Source organism: Arenibacter antarcticus (assembly GCF_041320605.1).
Taxonomy (GTDB): domain Bacteria; phylum Bacteroidota; class Bacteroidia; order Flavobacteriales; family Flavobacteriaceae; genus Arenibacter; species Arenibacter antarcticus.
The window spans coordinates 3,103,106-3,120,973 of record NZ_CP166679.1 but is presented as its reverse complement, the minus strand read 5'-3'; the positions used below and the strand labels follow the sequence as shown (position 1 = coordinate 3,120,973).

Here is a 17,868-nt window from a genome sequence, read left to right as displayed (position 1 = left end):
AGTGGGGTTTAGTAAACTGTAACCATTTATTTTATGTGATCAGTAATAATCTTTACAATTCAATGTTTTATTAGTTGAAAAGAAGGTAAAAAAAGTAAAAAACAACCTCATAAAAGAATATGGCAAGAACAGCGATGAAGACGGTTACCATAGTTATAATACCTAATGTTTTATCTTTTTTGTAGTTGATATTTACGGTAGTTTTTCCTTTTTTATTCTTTACTCTTCTATTTCTACGATTTTGCGACATCATCCTTATTTCCACTTCATATTCTGCAACCTAACAGCATTCAGAATTGCCAATAAAGCCACTCCAACGTCAGCAAAAACTGCCTCCCACATCGTAGCAACGCCACCAGCGCCCAAAATCAGAACCACTGCTTTCACCCCAAATGCCAAACCAATGTTTTGCCAAACTATGCGCCGTGTGGAACGGCCAATTTTAACAGCTTTTGCAAATTTACTGGGTTGGTCCGTTTGAATAATAACGTCTGCTGTTTCAATAGCTACATCGCTGCCCAATCCGCCCATTGCAACACCTACATCACTTACAGCTAACACCGGCGCATCATTTATACCATCACCCATAAAGGCCAACTTATTGTTTTTTGCAGACATCAATTTTTCGACTTCGTTCAATTTATCTTCCGGAAGCAGACCACCTTTCGCCCAATCCATTCCCAATTCTTTGGCAACTTGTTGGGTAATGGAATCCTTGTCCCCTGAAAGCATTATGATTTTTGAAATTCCCGACTCTCTAATTTGCTTAATGGCCTGGTGCGCATCGTCCTTCAACTCGTCCGCAATGGTTACATATCCGGCCAATTTCCCTTCAATGGAAATCATTACGATCGACTCTACGATGTTGTCGGTCTCAACTGGCACTTCCAAATTGTTTGAGGTCATCAATGCCTTATTCCCGACCAAAACCGTTTTGCCGTTTACTGTTCCTTTCAATCCTTTTCCTGCTATTTCACTTACTTCGGAAGCTTGAAAACTGTCGCCATCGGCTTTATATTCCATAATGGCCCTGGCAATGGGATGGGTGGATTGTTCTTCCATAGCCATTAAGTATTTCATCATTTCGGGTTCGCTCAATGACCCACTGCTTATAACGACATCTTTAATTTTAAAAACACCTTTGGTCACGGTGCCGGTCTTGTCCATCACTACGGTGGTTACCCTTGTCATTTCATCTAAAAAGGACGCCCCTTTAAAAAGGATCCCATTTTTTGAAGCTGCCCCCAAACCGCCAAAATAGCCCAACGGGATTGAGATTACTAGAGCACAGGGACAGGAAATGACCAAGAAGATCAATGCTCTGTACAACCATTCGCGAAAAACATAATCGGATACAAAAAAGTAGGGCAAAATAGTCAATGCAATTGCCAAGAATACTACGATGGGGGTATAGATCCTTGCAAACTTTCTGATAAACAATTCGGTTTTTGATTTACGTGCGGTGGCGTTTTGGACCATATCCAGAATTCGGGCAATCGAACTATCCTTAAATTCTTTGGTGGTCTCGATTTCAATTACGCCATCCAGGTTGATGCTTCCTGAAAATACTTTTTCGCCCTTCACAATCGTATCGGGTTTGCTTTCCCCTGTTAATGCTGCAGTATTAAATGAACCTTTTTCAGATAGTAAAATACCGTCCAAAGGGATTTTTTCGCCAACGCGTACCTGTACTTTTTCGCCAATAGCAACGGTCTCCGGACTTACTGAAATATAGTCGTTATTCCGATATACCCGAGCTTCATTGGGTCGTACATCGAGCAATGCTTTTATATTGCCTTTGGCACGATTGACCGCGGCATTTTGGAAGAGCTCGCCAACCGCATAAAAAAGCATTACTGCCACACCTTCAGGATATTCGCCAATGGCGAATGCACCTATGGTGGCAATGGACATCAATAAAAACTCAGTAAACACATCTCCTTTTTTGATGCTTTCCCATCCTGCTTTTACTACTGGAAGACCAACTGGCAAATAAGCAATTCCATACCAAGTAATGCGAATCCAATCCTTGAAAAAGGTAACATCAAAATAGTCTAACCCAATACCAATAATTAGCATTGTAAAACTTATGATTGCTGGAATATAGGCTTTGATTTGACTTGAATTGCCACTATGATCTTGAGCACCATCCTGACTCTGTGGCTCTTTTGAATTTGGTTTTAGATCCCTTAAATTGACTTTCTTTTTTTTCATTTTACTTGAATAAATTTTTAATATCAATTGGAATAGGCATCGCTTTTAATGGTGGTACATTTGCACCTCCAGTATTGCCAAGTGGGACGTGATTTATAAAAGATTTCCAACCACCATCAACTAACCTTATTATTAGTCCAAATACCTCTTTGTTGTCTTTTTGCATTAAACCAAACTTTAGCATTAACCAATGCGAACAGGTGTGCTTGATTGGGTAAGATTGACCTATAATATGGCTTCTTTCTAAATGATACCAAGCATCGCTATACTGCTTTTTACTTAAATAATAGCGGTAGTGCCCCAATTCTTTACTATATGCCTGTTTAAGATGTTTAGGTGTTTTTATATAAAACTTCATATCCATTAATTTTGGAGAAAATAGTTTAATAGTTAGTGCAATGGAAGTGCATTTATCGTCCATTGCATTTATCGCAAATGCCCTTTACCACCAAATTCACATTCTCTGCCTTAAAACCTTCGGGCAAATTGATGTGTGGGATTTTATGCTCTGTTAAACAAACTGTTTCATTACAATTTGCACAATGAAAATGCAGGTGTAGATCAGTATCCACTTCACAATTGCAATTCTCTTCACAAATAGCATATTTGGTACTACCGGTACCATCATCTATTTGATGGGCGACACCATTTTCAACAAAGGATTTTAGGGTGCGGTACAATGTTGACCTATCCGAATTATGAAAGTGCGCTTCAATATCGATCAAACTGACCGTTACTTTTTTGCTTAGGAGATATTGTAGGACCAACAAACGCATTGCAGTGGGTCTTACGTTATTATTCTCCAGTATTTGCTCTAAATCAGACATTTTGTTATAAATCAAAGCGTTTTAAAGAATCTCCCGTTTTAATCTGAAAGGCGTCTTCAATATCCGACAAATAAATAATGCCGTCAGCAGGTTCTTCGGTTTTGCCATTTGTTACAATTATATCAATTGCCGATTGGGCTTCTTCATTTTGACATACCAACTCAATTTTTATTACTGGACTATTGGTAATATAAAAATCTAAGGATGGTCTTGCTCCTTTAGCCTTAAAAGCCCCAGTGCCTTCTGCTTGTGAAAGGGTCATACTTTTAAACCCATTATCTGTAAGGGCCTCAATAATTTTTTGTATCCTGTTTGGTTTTACAAATGCTTTTATTTCTTTCATAATTATGAATCTTTAAAATGTTAATCGATTTTGAACCGAGCCTGTTCTTTAATTTTTAACTAACTAATTAAGACGATAAACAAACTTGGAATCAAAATCTTTGCTAATTATTGAATTAATGGTCGTGTTCCAATTCCTCTTTAATCATTTCTGAAGATAGGTTATAAGCTCCTTTGATAACTACTTTAGCATCTTTTGAAACTTCGGTAGGAAGATTCACTCCAACAAAGCCTAAATCAGTAATACCAACCGTTACGGGTATCATTTTGAATCTCATTTTGTTTGCTTCCATTTTTTCATCTTCATCGAGAATAAAAATAAAGGAATGCTCGCCTTCTTTTATAATGGCAGCTTCGGGTATGGCAAAACCTTTTTTCTCGCCCTGGACTATGCGCCCTTGCACGTACATACCCGGCAATAGATTTTTATCCTTGTTTTGGATATCTGCCAGAACTTCTAAAGCTTTTGGCTCGGTGTTAAAGGTCTGTCCAATAGAGCGAACGGATGCCTTAAACAATTCATCTGGACGGGAAGCGGTTGAAAAATGTATCTGTTGCCCTTTTTCGATTTGCCTTATGTCCTTCTCATATACCTTCAGATTGACATAAATCTTCGAGTTATCGCTTATTGAGAACATTCTGGATTGTGGTGCCACATAATCGCCAAGGCTAATCAGTACTTCATCCACGTAGCCACTTATAGGTGTGGTAATGGGAGCCGCGGAATATATTTGGCCTTCAGCCACTTTGTTGGGATTAATGCCCAACAGTTTTAACTGGGACCGCAAACCATTGACACTGGATGATGTGGAACGATATTTTGACTGCGCCATCTGAAATTCCTTCCCTGAAGACACGCCTTTATCATAAAGGGTCTGCTTGCGCTCAAAATCCTGTTTCAAAAAGACCAGTTCGTCTATTTTCTCCTGATACTCCTGTTGCATTGCAATGATATCCGGGTGTTCTATAAATGCCAATACCTGACCTTTATTTACGTTATCCCCGGGTATTACTTTTATGGAACTCACATTTCCGCCAACAAACGGACTGATGTTCGCCTTGTCCTGTGGAAAAAGCTCCAGCGTTCCTGTTACTTTAATGTTGTTCCCTAAATTCCGTTCCTCTAAAGGATTCATTTCCAATCCGATGGTTTCGGCCTGTTGCGTCGTAAGTTCGACAACGCCTTCTTTCTTATCCTGTCCTTCTTCGGCCTTCGCCAGTTCCGTAGCGGTGCCTTTCTCCTTATTATCGGACCCTGAACCTACTTTATTATTACAACCTATCAATAAAGAGGTTACAAACACTAAACTAATTATAGATATATATTTCATTATTTGTTTCATTTTGAATTATAGGTTGCCCAATTGATATTGCATATCGATGGTCTGCTGGTTATACTGATTGATATATTGTAAATGATTTTGTTTAATACGGATGGCGCTGTTGAGAATCGTTATGTAAGTGATATAGTCTATTTCACCTTCTTCTGATGCCAATTGTGCGGTGGCTATTTGTTCCTCTGCCAAAAGCAATGCGCCTTCTTGATAATATTGCAATACCTTTCGAGTTTTCTCAAGTGATTTTAGCAATTGCGACACCCTGCTTTCAGTTGTTGCCTTTTGCTCCAGATATTGGTTCTCTGCTACCATTGCATCGGCCTTGGCTGCCTTGATCCTCGACTTCTGCGGAAAAAACCATAACGGGATACTAATACCTGCCTGATAGGTGTTAAATCCAGGGACATCCTCCACATCCTGTCTGCCGTACGACAAACTGAATTTCGGCAGGAACTGGGATTTCTCTACACCCACATTTGCTTTACTTACTTCGGCGTTTTGCAACGCATATTGCAACATTGGGTTATTGGCCACCGAAGATGCATCCAATGTGGCCATAAAATCCAATGCCCCGTACGGTCCATCTACCGTTTCGATGCTTTCAACCGTTCCCAAATATTGTATTAGGGCACGTTTGGCAATTTCAATATCATCAATAACCTGTTGCCTTAAGACCTGAATCTGTTGAAATTCGGAAGAGGCCGCAATAAACTCCAACTTACCTGTTTCACCCGTCTCGTACCGAAGTTGGGCGGTGGCCTGAAAATTGGCATAAACACTGTCCAATTGGTCTGCAAAGCGCAACTGGGCCTTGAAATAATTAATCTGGTCATACGCCTGCATCACATTGCGCACCAATTGTTGTTCATTGGCCACATAAAATTTTTCTCCCAAAGCGATACGCTCTTTGTAAAATTTAGATTTTGAAAATCCGGAAAGCAAATCGATTTCACCTTGTTGCACGCCAATGGTTGTTTTTATTCCGGGAAGATTATTGCCGTATTCTTCTTTGCCCGTGAAAACTTGGGTGCTACCAAGGTCAAAACTTGTTCCCTTTAGGGCCTTTTCCCGTTCAATGAACGCCTGACTTTCCTTAAGCGATGGATAATTCTGTTTTGCAATAGCAATGGCCTCATCTACCGTCAAGGTTGTTGGAGTTGTGCCATCTTGATCGGTATCTTGGGCAAAAGCAGTTCCAGAAACCATCAAACCGCCAACCATCAGCAATACGGTTACAATGTTCGTTGATTTGTTGACATAGCTTACACCTCCATCAGTGTTATTACGGTCCTTTCTTGATTCCAGCCAATAATAAAGAATAGGTAGAACCACCAAGGTCAAGAATGTTGCCGTAAGCATTCCTCCAATCACTACTGTTGCCAATGGTCGTTGTACTTCTGCACCACCAGAGGTGGAAACCGCCATCGGGATAAAACCCATAATTGTTGTAATGGCTGTCAATAAAATTGGACGTAATCGTTCGTGCGTAGCTTCGTATATACGTTTTTTTATATCTGTCATTCCACTGTCTTTTAGTTCATTGAATTTGTTTATAAGTATCAAGCCGTTTAATACGGCAACTCCGAAGAGTACGATAAACCCCACTCCCGCCGAAATACTGAAAGGCATTCCACGGATCAACAAAACGAAAACGCCACCAATGGCCGCCAAAGGAACCGCTATATAGATCATCATGGCCTGTGAAAATGAATTCAAAGCAAAGTAAAGCAGAACAAATATTGTTATTAAAACGATTGGGACTACAATCATCAATCGGTCTGACGCACGTTGCAGGTTTTCAAATGACCCTCCGTAAGTAACATAATATCCCGGTGGCAGTTTCACTTCTGTTTCCAGTTTTTGCTGAATCTCCTCAACCATCGATTTTACATCGCGCCCACGAACATTGACCCCTACCGAAATACGCCGCGAGGTATTGTCCCTTGAAATTTGCATTGGTCCGGGTTTGTAGCTAATATCTGCTACTTCCTTTAGTGGAACTTGTGCACCGTTTGGTAGGTCTATATAAAGATTTTTTAAGCTATTGATATCCTGTCTAAAACCTTCTGCCAAACGTATGACCACATCAAAACGCTTTTCGCCTTCAAATATGACCCCTGCTTTTTCTCCAGCAAATGCAGCACTTACATAATCATTCAATTTATTGATGGTAACACCGTATTGCGCCATTTTAGCACGGTTATACACCACGGTCATTTGTGGCAGACCGCTTGTAGCCTCCACGTTGAGGTCTGCTGCACCCGGAACTTTCCGTATTACCGCTGCAATTTCCTGAACCTTGTCTGCCAACACGTTTAGGTCTTCTCCATATAATTTGATGGCCACGTCCTCACGAACACCGGTCAACAATTCATTAAAACGAAGTTCCACAGGTTGTGTAAACACGAAGTTTACTCCGGGCACAACTGAAATTTTTTCTTGTATTTTTTCTATGAGTTCTTCTTTGCTATCTGCGGAAGTCCACTTGCTCTTATCTTTTTCAAGAATGATATAGCTATCGGCAATATCCATAGGCATTGGGTCTGTTGGGATTTCGGCCACACCAATCCTTGAAACCACCGTTTTTACTTCAGGAAATTCATTAATTAAATTCTGAAGTTTTTCTGAAGCCTCAATGGATTCTGTCAGACTGCTCCCTGGTTTTATCAAGGCCTGAAAGGCAATATCTCCTTCATCAAATTTAGGGACAAATTCTGCTCCCATATTACTGAAAACAAATCCGGCAATCAAGAATAGTGCAACTGCGCCGATAATGACTCCTGCTTTAAACCGAAGTGCAAAATTCAACAGGGGCAGATAGGCACGATTCAAAGCACCCATAATTTTATCACTTATCCTATCAATCTTGTTTTCAAATTTGGCAAACCAACTATTTTGATTTTTAGCTGGTTTTAAAAATAAGGACGACATCATCGGCACGTAGGTAAGACAAAGGATAATCGCTCCTAAAACAGCAAAACCAAAAGTGAATGCCATTGGCCGGAACATTTTTCCTTCTATACCTGTCAAAAACAGAATCGGTGTAAAAACAATAAGCACAATTAGCTGTCCAAAAAAAGCGGAATTCATCATTTTACTTGAAGAATCGTAAGCTATTTCATCCATCTCGGTTTGTCCTATAATGGCATTGGATTTTTTCATCCGTTGATGAATGTGGAAAACCGTACCCTCCACTATAATTACCGCCCCGTCAACAATAATCCCAAAATCAATTGCCCCCAACGACATCAGGTTTGCCCAAATGCCAAATTGTTTCATTAAAATAAATGCAAATAATAGGCATAAGGGAATGATTGAAGCAGCTATCAAACCGCCACGAAAGCTTCCCAAAAGAAGTACCAAAACGAATATGACGATAAGCGCCCCTTCCATTAGGTTGGTTTTTACGGTACTTGTGGTTCTTTCAATAAGCTCGCTTTGGCTTAAAAATGTATCTATATAAACCCCTTCCGGCAAGGATTTTTGAATTTCGGTTATACGCTTTTCAACATTGTCTATAACGGTGCTCGGGCTTTGTCCTTTTAACATCAATATTTGTCCCCCTACAGTTTCGTGGCCATCCTGTGTAAAAGCACCATAACGCACCTGGCTCCCATAGCCAACCTTTTCGGCCACATCACGGATTAGAATAGGGTTACCATTTTGTGTAGTGACCACTGTATTTTCCAAATCTGAAATGCTACGTGCCAAGCCTTCGCCACGTATAAAATTGGCCTGATGGTTTTTTTCAATATACGCCCCTCCCGTGTTTGCGTTATTTTCGCTTAATGCTTCAAAGACCTGGCTCATAGTAAGGCCAAAGCTTTTAAGTTTATCGGGGTTTAGAGCAACCTCATATTGTTTTACATATCCACCAAAAGCGTTTACTTCCACAACTCCTGGGACTAATGCCATTTGACGTTTAACGATCCAATCCTGGATGGTACGAAGCTCTGTTGCATCGTATTTATCTTCATAGCCTTCTTTTACTTTTAGGGTGTATTGGTAGATTTCGCCCAGACCTGTGGTTATGGGTGCCATAAATGGCGTACCAAAACCTTCAGGAATTTCTCCCTTCACTTCGGCTAATTTTTCTTGTACCAATTGCCGGGGAAGGTAGGTCCCCGCTTGATCTTTAAAGACAATGGTTACTACGGACAGACCAAACCGAGAGATCGAACGCAGCTCGATAACATCAGGAAGGTTTGCCATTGCCAATTCTACGGGAAAGGTTACAAATTGCTCAATGTCCTCAGTACCTAAATTTGGTGCAACGGTAATAACCTGTACTTGGTTGTTGGTAATATCGGGTACAGAACCCAAGTTTATAGTGGCCATAGACCAAATGCCCGTACCGACAAGCACTACTATAAAGAGCCCAATAATAAATTTATTATTAATGGAAAAAGAAATGATCTTGTTAATCATAAATAAGTATTAATTCAATTGAAAACTTACGATGCGAACAGATGCCTCGTATTTATAAAGCGATGCCTATATTGAAAAGCATCACGTTAGGATATAGCTATCCTTAAAAAACTGAATTATACTTTAGGGGGTTGGAAAAGCGATTCCAGATATCTGGAAGTGAAGTTTACTTTATGTAAGTTAAACTGTTTTTTCTCTTCAAACTTTAATTGATTGGTTAAAGCCGAATTGTTGTTAGCAATAATTAATACTAAAGGGTGACAACATTGATTATGGGAATGGACTGGTGTATTCTCCCTATCCGGATTATTATGATGCCCTTCATTTTTTGCATCGTGGTCAATGTAATCTTCAACAACATATTCAAGGAAAGAGTCGCCATAAACTTTATGGTCTTGATAATGGTTAATAATGCTTGAAATTTCTTTAATTGGCCCACAAAAGTCCATATCTAGGCTAATTCCTTGAAAAAGGAATAAAATAGACATTGATATTGAAACCAGTGTTTTCATAAAGTTTTACAAATTTACGGATTAATGAGTGCAACTGTATTGCAAAGGGAGGAATATCTTAGTCCCCTAAAAGTCCGTTTTGGAGTACTGTTCAGATGTCATATGAGAAATTCTGTTCCCTCTTCCATTTGTTATTCTTTTTAGTAGTTTCTATTAATTCCCCTTTTACGTAATTAGGAAAGTATATTTAAACGACCATATGATCTACAGTAATAAAAGTCAAGTACTTTTCTGATGCTCAGAATAAACATAGTTTATTTTTCCCGTATCTTTAATTAGTTTACACTTTTAACCTTTAAATGCCCAAGATGGATTTTGGATATGTAAGAGTTAGTTCCAAAACACAAAAATTGGATTTACAAGTTGATGCTCTATTAAAAGCGAAGGTTCTCCGTAAGAATATTTTCTCAGATATAGTTTCAGGAGTAAAGGCCGAGAGAAAAGGTCTTGATGAATTACTACCAAGATTAAGAGAGGGAGATACTTTAATTGTCTGGAAAATGGATCGCGTGGCCAGAAGTCTTACCCATCTAATAAAGTTAATGGAAGACTTTAATGATAAGGGCATCAATTTTAAAAGTATTCAGGAGCCTTTTATTGATACAAAGTCCCCTCATGGGAAATTTATATTTGCCATATTTGCTGCCTTTGCACAATTTGAACGGGATCTTATCATTGAGAGAACTAGGGCAGGGCTTGAAAGTTCAAGACGGAAGGGTATTAGACTAGGAAGAAAACCGGGACTTGGCGATGAAGCAATAAACAAGGCTATACTTGCTGAAAATTATTACCGGAAATACGATTTATCGGTTGAGGATATCATGAAATTAATTGAAGTGCGCTCCAAACGGACCCTATATAAATATTTAGCATATAGAGGCCGAAGGAATTGTGCCATCTGCAGAAGTATCCTATGGGACCAAAAGCAACCAGTTGATGGTGCCTTTTGTAAAACTCACAACAAAAAGGTTTTCAAGTTTATTAATGACCGTTGTAAATTGGATACACCAATTGGAGATTTAGCAAGGGAAATGGTAAGTGATGGAAAGTTTCCTACTAAATCCGAAAAAGAGATTTTCAAATACTTAGAAATAAAAAGTATCGCTGGAAGAATCCACCCTCTTTTTTTAGAATTTAAAAACGAATACAAAAGGTTTAAATAAGAATACGATTCTTTCAGGATACAGACCGGGCCCTTCTCATATGCTGATCAATACTTGTATTTTTTTGGAAAAAAATTACAGCTTTTTCCTAATGCATTGAATAGCCCTACTTTTTGCATAGTATTTAAAACTCCAGAAATTGTATTTGATCCAAATTCTACCTGTTTAGGTTAACTCAATTAATTCCATAAATATTCAAATACCCAGAATTTAGGCTTGATCCTCATCAAATCAAACCACAATTAGCCATATAAAGACAGTTTTTGAGTGCAAATTGAGTGCAAATGAAAAAGCTTCAAAGATTAAAAATCTCTGAAGCCTTTATTTTACTGGTGATGGCAGAAGGATTCGAACCTTCGACCGCCTGCTTAGAAGGCAGGTGCTCTATCCAGCTGAGCTATGCCACCATTCGCATTTGATAACTAGTCATCTTTAGCGGCTGCAAATATACAACTATCATTAATTACTGAGCAAATTAATTCATAAAAAATAAAGTCTATTTTTTATGAATTAATTCTGACCGGTATTTAGCCACTATTTACTACATAAAAATAAACTGAATCCTTTGCTGTAAATAGTGACCGATACACGACTTCGCCCTTCTCTTTCACCACCAAACTCATATTATTCAATTACATAATTTATTTCCATATTTATATTTTAATGGTTTTTTCTTTATAAATTAACATTTTCTTTGCTAATGAACAATGAAAGTGAAAAATATCCGGTAATAAAGCAGTCATCTCATGATTACAAAATACTTCAGAGTTTTTGCATACTACGTACTTCTTATTTCCTGCCTTTCCGTCCATTCCCAAAAACAAGTTTCATTTCGACAATTATCTGTCAAGGATGGCTTATCCCAAAATTCAGCAATTTCAATTACTCAAGACCATGCAGGATTTTTATGGATTGCCACCCAAGATGGATTGAATAAATACGATGGAAGAAGTTTCGAGAAACACCAACAGTACTTCAAGGATATAACCAACCCAACCTATAGTAAATTAGGAAAGGTGTTTGTGGATAGCCAAGACGAATTATGGATCCTACCCATAACACAAATCCCACATAAATTAAATAAGAGCACCAACAGTTTTGAACCACTTTTAGATATAGTGGATGCTAGCGCAATCTTTGAAGACCACCAAAAGAACCTTTGGTTCGGAAGTTATTCTACAGGGCTCTATAGACTCTCGTACGAAACCAAAAAAATTAAGCATATCATTGGCCCTGATAAAGTTAATACTATAAATGCCATTACTCAGGACCAATTGGGTAATCTATGGCTCAGTTGTGAAAAATATATTATAAAAATAGACCCCACACAGCCAGAAAATATATTTTATTATTATCCCGATGGAAATAAAAATTCCAATTCCAATTATAGTTTTATTCTTTTCGACCAAGAAAACAATCAATGGATTGGGACTTTTGGTGATGGAGTTTGGTACAAAGAGTCTAAGGAGTCCAATTTCAAAAGACCGGATATTTTTATTGAAGATCTAGAAAATAGCCTTAATTCAATTTATGTCATCACCATGTTACTCGATTCTAAAAATCAGTTGTGGATAGGCACATATGGGGATGGACTTTTTAAAATTGACCTAGCACAAAGTCAATTAAACCAATACCTGCCTGAAAAACACAATCCAAAAGCCATTCAGTATAAGGATATTCTCAGTATTTATGAAGACTATACTGGAACCCTTTGGTTTGGAACCGATGGTGCAGGGCTAAATTATTACGATGCCCTATTGGAAAAATTCAATTCCGTAATTAATTTTCAAACTCCTGAGAATATCAATATAGATGTGGTAAGATCTATCACATTGGATGCACAAAATAATGTATGGATAGGTACTAGTGGTAAAGGCTTATCGAGGTTTTCACCGAAAAAAAATGAATGGACCACCTATCAGACGGATAATAAAAAAGGACTTAGGTCCAATAGAATCATGAGCTTACTCAGTGCTAATGATGGAGATTTATGGATTGGAACACAGGAGGGAGGGCTACATATCATGGATATGGAGGAACAAATAATTGAATATCCCAACCTAAAAAGTCTCGAAAATTTGACCGTTTGGTGCATGCTAAATGATACTGATGAAGATAAATGGATAGGTACAAGAGAGGGTGGACTCCTTAAGGTAAATAAACATAAAGGGATTCTAAAAAAATTTATAAAAAGCGATAGTACTAATGGACTTCCCTCCAACAACATTAGGGCAATTGCTCAAGAAGCCGGTCAATTTCTCTGGGTAGGCACCCAAGACAATGGAATTAGTAAAATAGATTTGAAAACCAATACTATCAGATCTTATGCTCATGAACCTGGCAACAAAAACTCCCTAACAAGCAACCAGATAAAATCTTTGCACTATGACAATAAAGGCATCCTGTGGATCGGCACCAATGGCAGTGGTCTATGTGCTCTTGATATTGTAAATAACCAGTTTTACAATTACACGACAAAAGATGGCTTGGCCAATGATGTGGTATATGCCATATTACCCGATGAACAAAATAACTTATGGTTAAGTTCCAACAGGGGGATAACCAAGTTTTATGTTCCCGACAATCTCAGTTCAAAACCCAAAATTGTCAATTATACCAATTATGATGGCCTTGCTACGGAATTCAATACAGGCGCCTATTATAAGGCAAGAAATGGGAACTTGTATTTTGGGGGATTGGAAGGTTATTATTGGTTTAACCCATCGGACATAGAAATCAGTAAAGTGCTTCCTAAAACGGTAATTACTAAGTTTGAAATATATAACACAACCAAACCCCTAATACCCGACTTAAAACTCAACTATAAACAAAATACCGTTGCTTTTTCATTTGCAAGTCTACAGTTCTCCCTACCCGTTAAAAATCAATATCAATTTCAACTAGTTGGACACGATACCGATTGGATTCAATCCGGCAATGAGAATAGTGCACGATATACCAATCTACCTCCAGGTAACTACACTTTTAAAGTCAAATCTAGCAATTATGACGGCGTTTGGAACGCGGAGAAGGCCTCCTATAGCTTTATTATTGATAATCCCTGGTACCTGACCAATAGCGCTATTCTAATGTATCTTCTTTTGGTAATTATTACTCTCTATTTAATTTATAGATATTTTAAATGGAGGTGGAATATGAAAATGCAATTAAAATTTGAAAGACAAGAAACGGAAAGATTTAAGGAACTAAACGATTTTAAAGCAAAACTATATTCCAATATTTCCCACGAGTTCAGAACCCCATTGACCTTAATAAATGGACCTATTAAAAAACAGTTGGGCAACAATCCAAATGCCAGTTTAAAAAAGGACCTCAACTTGGTAGATAAAAATACCAAAAGACTTTTAGATCTAGTCAATCAAATGCTAGAATTAAACAAATTGGATACGGGTTCCCTAAAGGTAAACCCAGAAAAAGTTCATTTGGGAGGTTTCATACAGTCCCTATTGGAGCCCTTTGAATATCTTGCTAAAAACAGAAATCTGGTCTTCTCTCATAAGCTGGGTCCTGTTCCAATGACGTTATTTGATACCGATATTATGGAAAAAATAATTGGTAACCTATTGGGAAATGCCATAAAATATACCCCAACAGCTGGGTGTATTGACTTCCAAGCCGAAGTAAAAGACACCAATATATTAACCATTTGTATCGCCAATGATATCGATGAAATTGTAGAAAAGGATACCCATAAATTTTTTGAAAGATTTTATCAATCAAACCCCACCAATGAAGGGGCAGGAATCGGTCTTTCCTTAGTAAAGGAATTGGTGGAACATCTTCAAGGAACAGTCAATGCATCGTACTCCCTTGACCAAAAGAAAATATCCTTTACTATAGAAATCCCCATACATTTGATAGATGACCATGAAATTAATGAAGGGATAGTCACTAAAATAAATGGACATCGAGCAACAACTAAAAAAACGAATCAGGTCCTACCGTTGCTATTGCTGGTTGAAGACAATATATCTCTTTTAAATTTTATGATTTCGCTTTTGGAGGATAAATACAAGATCATAACGTCAAAAGATGGCGAGGAAGGCATTAATATGGCACTAAAAAAGATTCCGGATCTAATTATCACAGATCTTATGATGCCAAAATTAAATGGAATAGAATTATGTAATCAGCTAAAGAACGATGAAAAAACATCCCATATCCCAATTATTATGCTCACCGGAAAAACAGGTCCGGAAAACGAAATTGCAGGCTTGAAAAGTGGTGTGGAAGAATACATGATAAAACCATTTAATCCAAAGACCTTTCAGATAAGAATAGAAAACATCTTAACCACTAGAAAAAAACTCAGGGCCCATTACAATAAGGAAAATATTTTTAAGCCAAAGGACATTGCCTTTACCTCCACCGACGAAAAATTTCTATTAAAAGTTGAAGACATCTTAAATAATTACTTACAGGATTCAGATTTTTCCGCGGAAAAATTTAGCCAACTTCTAGGAATGAGCCGAATGCAGCTACATAGAAAACTAATTGCCCTAACAGGATACAACACTACAGCATTCATTCGCCTAGAAAGGTTAAAACAAGCGCAAAAACTTCTTAAAAAACCAGGAATAACTGTTGCGGAGGTGGCCTACACGACCGGATTTAATACACCTTCATATTTTATAAAATGCTATAAAAAAACATTCGGAAAAACGCCGATGTCCTAAATACTAAATTCATAGCGTTGTAACACCAAAAAAAGTTACATCAGTACCATCTTCTGTTACATACAACCAACTGTTTCTCATACACATACTAGAAATTTGATTCAACAAATAATCGATCAAATATTAATCTTCTAAAAAGAGTATGAAATGAAAACAATAATGCTAGGTACACGGTTAGCCATTTTTCTATTCCTTTTTTGTTTTGGCACTGGAATATGCCATGCCCAATTCCTTAAAAAGTTGGGACAACGTGTAGAAGATGCTGCACAGGAAGCTGTAATTAGAAAAACAGAAGAGAAGGTAAATAGAGAAACCGAAAAAGCCATGGATACCATCTTAGATGGTAATAAGGGCAATAAGAAGAAGAAAAACAAAAAAAATAAATCTTCGAGACAAGGAAACCATCAGAGTGATGAAATAAATAAAAACAATGACATTCCAAATGAAGAACACGAACAAAGTGATTTTGGCGTGTATAGCAATTTCACCTTTATACCAGGAAACAAGTTGTTGTTTTATGACGACTTTGCAGCGGATGCCTTAGGCGATTTCCCTGCCAATTGGGAAACTGGAGGCTCTGGGGAAGTAGTAACAACTTCTAGTTCCGAAAGCAAATGGCTTTCCATTGTTAGACGTTCTGGATATATGCCTACCATGAAGAACACACTCCCCGAAAATTATACCATAGAATTTGATTTGGTCAATAACGGATACGGGTCAGGAAAACCAACTAGTAAGATATTCTTTGCATTCTTATCTAAAAAGTCATATGCCATGGGGAGCGGCGGCACATTGGCAGATGTAGAAATTTTACTCTCTACCAATAGTTTTGATGTACGGACTGTAGAAAATTTTGGTGGAGAAGTTGAAGTGAAAATTGGCAATCGAATTGATAGGGAAATGCCCGAGTACCTCAATAATAGCGTTCATATTTCTATTGCTGTTAACAAAAAAAGGCTAAGAATGTGGGTAAACGAAGAAAAAATGGTGGATTCCCCAAATTTAATTCAGGCCAATATTGGCAAGTATTTTATCATAGAAGCGATGGATGTATTGCCTGATAAAGGGCATTTTGTAGGTATCACCAATTTCAAAATCGCAGCGTCTACCGAAGATTTGCGTTCCCTCCTACTTAAAAATGGAAAATTCAGCACTACAGGGATCTATTTTGATACCGCTGCATCCACCGTTAAAAAGGAATCCTATGGAATACTATTGGACATCGCCAATATGCTGCGCGATAATGATCATATCAACTTACAAATAATTGGTCATACCGATAATAAAGGCGAAGAAGGCTACAACCAAACATTATCTGAAAGTAGAGCTGCAGCTGTAAAGCAAATTCTTATTGAAGAATTTGGGATAGGTGAAAGCCGATTACAATTTATGGGCAAAGGTGAAACAGATGCTGTAGATGATAATTCCACCGAGAAAGGCAGGGCAAATAATAGAAGGGTAGAATTTATAAAACTTTAAAATATGAAAAAATCTACAACATCATTAACCGCAGTGGGGATTCTATTCCTAATGTCATTTTCCATACAAGCACAAAGCAATGATTGGACCGGAAAATGGAATACAACGTTTCTAGGAAACAATTCATGGGCTTTAAACATTACAAAGTCGGGAACTAGTTATACTGGCACCTTTCCAAGTGGGAAACTAGTTGGCAAGTATCAGAACGGCAATTTAACTGGCACCTATACAAGGACTGTAAATAGTTTCGACAGAACGGGAATGGGAAACATGGGGGAATTCACCTTCATTATGCATGCCGATAAAAAATCATTTGAAGGCGAATATAAGCCTGAAGGTAAAGATTGGCAAGCTGATAATTGGAACGGTACAAGGCCAGTTTCAAAATATGGAAACCTACTCGAAGAACAAGTAGCAAAAAAAGAAATTACCCAAAGAGATCAAGTCCTAAAAGAGTATGCTAACAAGGATAAGCCTGCACCGATTAAACAATGGACCGGCACTTGGGAAACAGATGTAATGGGCAAATTAAAGATTCATGAAAAAAATATTGCCAATGTCCTAGGAAAATACCGCTTTCAGGTAAACAACAAATTTACGAATGGAGACATCACAGGAAAAGTAATAGAAAATAATCGCAATAAATTTGAAGGCCATTTTAAGGATAGTGAAGGCAAATCGGGTCTAATTAAAATTTCATATTCCAATTTAATTAGGGCAACTCCAGGTTATGATTTCACAGGTGTATTAATCTATGATTTTACCCCTGAACAGAAAAAAATGAATATTCCTTTAACCAAAAAAGTAGTATCCATAAAAGGTCATAGAGTATCCTCATTAGAACCCAATATGGTTAACTATAACTGAAA

11 protein-coding genes and 1 tRNA gene are annotated in these 17,868 nt (G+C 37.8%); 4 read left to right on the top strand and 8 right to left on the bottom strand.

The window, feature by feature from the left end:
• Nucleotides 1-255 precede the first annotated feature (255 nt).
• From KCTC52924_RS12955 to KCTC52924_RS12925, 7 genes are all read right to left on the bottom strand, one after another.
• Nucleotides 256-2,214 (bottom strand): heavy metal translocating P-type ATPase, encoded by a 1,959-nt coding sequence (locus tag KCTC52924_RS12955; protein WP_251806490.1) that lies wholly within the window; start codon nucleotides 2,212-2,214, stop codon nucleotides 256-258.
• Nucleotide 2,215: 1 nt separating this feature from the next.
• The gene (locus tag KCTC52924_RS12950; RefSeq protein ID WP_251806489.1) at nucleotides 2,216-2,572 is read right to left on the bottom strand and encodes a DUF3703 domain-containing protein; all 357 of its coding nucleotides are present in this window, start codon (nucleotides 2,570-2,572) and stop codon (nucleotides 2,216-2,218) included.
• 52 nt (nucleotides 2,573-2,624) lie between these two features.
• Nucleotides 2,625-3,041 (bottom strand): Fur family transcriptional regulator, encoded by a 417-nt coding sequence (locus KCTC52924_RS12945; RefSeq protein ID WP_251806488.1) that lies wholly within the window; start codon nucleotides 3,039-3,041, stop codon nucleotides 2,625-2,627.
• A 4-nt stretch (nucleotides 3,042-3,045) separates the two neighbouring features.
• The gene (locus KCTC52924_RS12940; RefSeq protein ID WP_251806487.1) at nucleotides 3,046-3,384 is read right to left on the bottom strand and encodes a P-II family nitrogen regulator; all 339 of its coding nucleotides are present in this window, start codon (nucleotides 3,382-3,384) and stop codon (nucleotides 3,046-3,048) included.
• Nucleotides 3,385-3,499: 115 nt separating this feature from the next.
• The gene (locus KCTC52924_RS12935) at nucleotides 3,500-4,714 is read right to left on the bottom strand and encodes an efflux RND transporter periplasmic adaptor subunit (RefSeq protein ID WP_251806486.1); all 1,215 of its coding nucleotides are present in this window, start codon (nucleotides 4,712-4,714) and stop codon (nucleotides 3,500-3,502) included.
• An 18-nt stretch (nucleotides 4,715-4,732) separates the two neighbouring features.
• Nucleotides 4,733-9,148 carry a CusA/CzcA family heavy metal efflux RND transporter gene (locus tag KCTC52924_RS12930; protein WP_251806485.1) on the bottom strand — a complete coding sequence of 1,472 codons (4,416 nt, stop codon included), beginning with the start codon at nucleotides 9,146-9,148 and terminating at the stop codon, nucleotides 4,733-4,735.
• A gap of 116 nt (nucleotides 9,149-9,264) precedes the next feature.
• Nucleotides 9,265-9,660, bottom strand: a complete 396-nt coding sequence (locus KCTC52924_RS12925) for a hypothetical protein (RefSeq protein WP_251806484.1) — start codon at nucleotides 9,658-9,660, stop codon at nucleotides 9,265-9,267.
• Between the two features lie 308 nt (nucleotides 9,661-9,968).
• On the opposite strand from KCTC52924_RS12925, the gene KCTC52924_RS12920 reads away from it, so the two are divergent.
• Nucleotides 9,969-10,823 carry a recombinase family protein gene (locus KCTC52924_RS12920; RefSeq protein WP_251806483.1) on the top strand — a complete coding sequence of 285 codons (855 nt, stop codon included), beginning with the start codon at nucleotides 9,969-9,971 and terminating at the stop codon, nucleotides 10,821-10,823.
• A 330-nt stretch (nucleotides 10,824-11,153) separates the two neighbouring features.
• Here KCTC52924_RS12920 and KCTC52924_RS12915 read toward each other — a convergent pair.
• Nucleotides 11,154-11,230, bottom strand: a tRNA-Arg gene (locus KCTC52924_RS12915).
• A gap of 339 nt (nucleotides 11,231-11,569) precedes the next feature.
• On the opposite strand from KCTC52924_RS12915, the gene KCTC52924_RS12910 reads away from it, so the two are divergent.
• The 3 genes from KCTC52924_RS12910 (at nucleotide 11,570) to KCTC52924_RS12900 (ending at nucleotide 17,866) form a co-directional block, all read left to right on the top strand.
• Entirely contained in the window at nucleotides 11,570-15,520 is a 3,951-nt protein-coding gene (locus KCTC52924_RS12910) for a hybrid sensor histidine kinase/response regulator transcription factor (RefSeq protein WP_251808535.1), read from the top strand.
• 147 nt (nucleotides 15,521-15,667) lie between these two features.
• The gene (locus KCTC52924_RS12905) at nucleotides 15,668-16,999 is read left to right on the top strand and encodes an OmpA family protein (RefSeq protein WP_251808534.1); all 1,332 of its coding nucleotides are present in this window, start codon (nucleotides 15,668-15,670) and stop codon (nucleotides 16,997-16,999) included.
• A gap of 3 nt (nucleotides 17,000-17,002) precedes the next feature.
• Nucleotides 17,003-17,866 carry a hypothetical protein gene (locus KCTC52924_RS12900; RefSeq protein ID WP_251808533.1) on the top strand — a complete coding sequence of 288 codons (864 nt, stop codon included), beginning with the start codon at nucleotides 17,003-17,005 and terminating at the stop codon, nucleotides 17,864-17,866.
• Nucleotides 17,867-17,868: the final 2 nt, after the last annotated feature.

Bases quoted from the DNA above. Each gene is read 5' to 3' on its own strand.
- KCTC52924_RS12900 (WP_251808533.1), top strand. From the start codon at position 17,003: ATGAAAAAATCTACAACATCATTAACCGCAGTGGGGATTCTATTCCTA.
- KCTC52924_RS12945 (WP_251806488.1), bottom strand. From the start codon at position 3,041: ATGTCTGATTTAGAGCAAATACTGGAGAATAATAACGTAAGACCCACT.
- KCTC52924_RS12920 (WP_251806483.1), top strand. From the start codon at position 9,969: ATGGATTTTGGATATGTAAGAGTTAGTTCCAAAACACAAAAATTGGAT.
- KCTC52924_RS12905 (WP_251808534.1), top strand. From the start codon at position 15,668: ATGAAAACAATAATGCTAGGTACACGGTTAGCCATTTTTCTATTCCTT.
- KCTC52924_RS12925 (WP_251806484.1), bottom strand. From the start codon at position 9,660: ATGAAAACACTGGTTTCAATATCAATGTCTATTTTATTCCTTTTTCAA.
- KCTC52924_RS12950 (WP_251806489.1), bottom strand. From the start codon at position 2,572: ATGAAGTTTTATATAAAAACACCTAAACATCTTAAACAGGCATATAGT.
- KCTC52924_RS12935 (WP_251806486.1), bottom strand. From the start codon at position 4,714: ATGAAATATATATCTATAATTAGTTTAGTGTTTGTAACCTCTTTATTG.
- KCTC52924_RS12930 (WP_251806485.1), bottom strand. From the start codon at position 9,148: ATGATTAACAAGATCATTTCTTTTTCCATTAATAATAAATTTATTATT.
- KCTC52924_RS12955 (WP_251806490.1), bottom strand. From the start codon at position 2,214: ATGAAAAAAAAGAAAGTCAATTTAAGGGATCTAAAACCAAATTCAAAA.
- KCTC52924_RS12910 (WP_251808535.1), top strand. From the start codon at position 11,570: ATGATTACAAAATACTTCAGAGTTTTTGCATACTACGTACTTCTTATT.
- KCTC52924_RS12940 (WP_251806487.1), bottom strand. From the start codon at position 3,384: ATGAAAGAAATAAAAGCATTTGTAAAACCAAACAGGATACAAAAAATT.